Source organism: Pseudoalteromonas sp. Of11M-6 (assembly GCF_022347905.1).
GTDB lineage: Bacteria > Pseudomonadota > Gammaproteobacteria > Enterobacterales > Alteromonadaceae > Pseudoalteromonas.
In genome coordinates, this window is record NZ_JAKRFW010000126.1 from 1 (window position 1) to 2186 (window position 2186).

Consider the following 2186-nt stretch of genomic DNA (forward strand, 5'->3'; position numbering starts at 1 on the left):
TTTAGTGTAGTTAGTGGAACATGCTGGAAAGCATGACGAAACAGGGTGATAGTCCCGTACACAAAAACTTATCTAGAGTGAAATCGAGTAGGTCGGAGCACGTGAAACTTTGACTGAATATGGGGGGACCATCCTCCAAGGCTAAATACTCCCAACTGACCGATAGTGAACCAGTACCGTGAGGGAAAGGCGAAAAGAACCCCTGTGAGGGGAGTGAAATAGAACCTGAAACCGTGTACGTACAAGCAGTAGGAGCCTACTTGTTGGGTGACTGCGTACCTTTTGTATAATGGGTCAGCGACTTATATTCTGTAGCGAGGTTAACCATTTAGGGGAGCCGTAGCGAAAGCGAGTCTTAACTGGGCGCTTAAGTTGCAGGGTATAGACCCGAAACCCGGTGATCTAGCCATGGGCAGGTTGAAGGTTGAGTAACATCAACTGGAGGACCGAACCCACTAACGTTGAAAAGTTAGGGGATGACCTGTGGCTAGGAGTGAAAGGCTAATCAAACCGGGAGATAGCTGGTTCTCCCCGAAATCTATTTAGGTAGAGCCTCGGACGAATACTTACGGGGGTAGAGCACTGTTAAGGCTAGGGGGTCATCCCGACTTACCAACCCTTTGCAAACTCCGAATACCGTAAAGTAATATCCGGGAGACACACGGCGGGTGCTAACGTCCGTCGTGGAGAGGGAAACAACCCAGACCGTCAGCTAAGGTCCCAAAGTGTATGTTAAGTGGGAAACGATGTGGGAAGGCTAAAACAGCTAGGAGGTTGGCTTAGAAGCAGCCACCCTTTAAAGAAAGCGTAATAGCTCACTAGTCGAGTCGGCCTGCGCGGAAGATGTAACGGGGCTAAACATACCACCGAAGCTACGGCTGCGTACGTAAGTATGCGGGGTAGGGGAGCGTTCTGTAAGTGGCTGAAGGTGTGCCGGGAGGCATGCTGGACATATCAGAAGTGCGAATGCTGACATGAGTAACGACAAGAGGAGTGAAAAACTCCTCCGCCGGAAGACCAAGGGTTCCTATCCCATGTTAATCAGGGTAGGGTGAGTCGACCCCTAAGGCGAGGCTGAAGAGCGTAGTCGATGGGAAACGGGTTAATATTCCCGTACTCGGTATGAATGCGATGGGGGGACGGAGCAGGCTAGGCAAGCATGGCGTTGGTTGTCCATGTGAAAGGCTGTAGGCTGGTGACTTAGGAAAATCCGGGTTGCACTCGGGTGAAGGAACTAGGCAAAATTGTACCGTAACTTCGGGAGAAGGTACGCTCTTGTTTGTGAAGGACTTGCTCTGTAAGCAAACGAGAGCCGCAGTGACCAGGTGGCTGGGACTGTTTATTAAAAACACAGCACTGTGCAAAATCGTAAGATGACGTATACGGTGTGACACCTGCCCGGTGCCGGAAGGTTAATTGATGGGGTTAGCTTAGGCGAAGCTCTTGATCGAAGCCCCGGTAAACGGCGGCCGTAACTATAACGGTCCTAAGGTAGCGAAATTCCTTGTCGGGTAAGTTCCGACCTGCACGAATGGTGTAACCATGGCCACGCTGTCTCCACCCGAGACTCAGTGAAATTGAAATCGCAGTGAAGATGCTGTGTACCCGCGGCTAGACGGAAAGACCCCGTGAACCTTTACTACAGCTTGGCACTGAACATTGACCCTACATGTGTAGGATAGGTGGGAGGCTTTGAAGCAGGGGGCGGTCTCCTCCCAAAGAGTAACGGAGGAGCACGAAGGTTTGCTAAGTACGGTCGGACATCGTACGGTTAGTGTAATGGTAGAAGCAAGCTTAACTGCGAGACAGACACGTCGAGCAGGTACGAAAGTAGGTCATAGTGATCCGGTGGTTCTGAATGGAAGGGCCATCGCTCAACGGATAAAAGGTACTCCGGGGATAACAGGCTGATACCGCCCAAGAGTTCATATCGACGGCGGTGTTTGGCACCTCGATGTCGGCTCATCACATCCTGGGGCTGAAGTCGGTCCCAAGGGTATGGCTGTTCGCCATTTAAAGTGGTACGCGAGCTGGGTTTAGAACGTCGTGAGACAGTTCGGTCCCTATCTGCCGTGGGCGTTTGAGAATTGAGAGGGGCTGCTCCTAGTACGAGAGGACCGGAGTGGACGAACCGCTGGTGTTCGGGTTGTGATGCCAATTGCATTGCCCGGTAGCTACGTTCGGAA

General features: G+C 51.8%; 1 rRNA gene. It reads left to right on the forward strand.

Annotated features, from left to right (window positions below):
- Positions 1–2186 (forward strand): 23S ribosomal RNA (locus MHN32_RS23630); the annotation flags it as partial.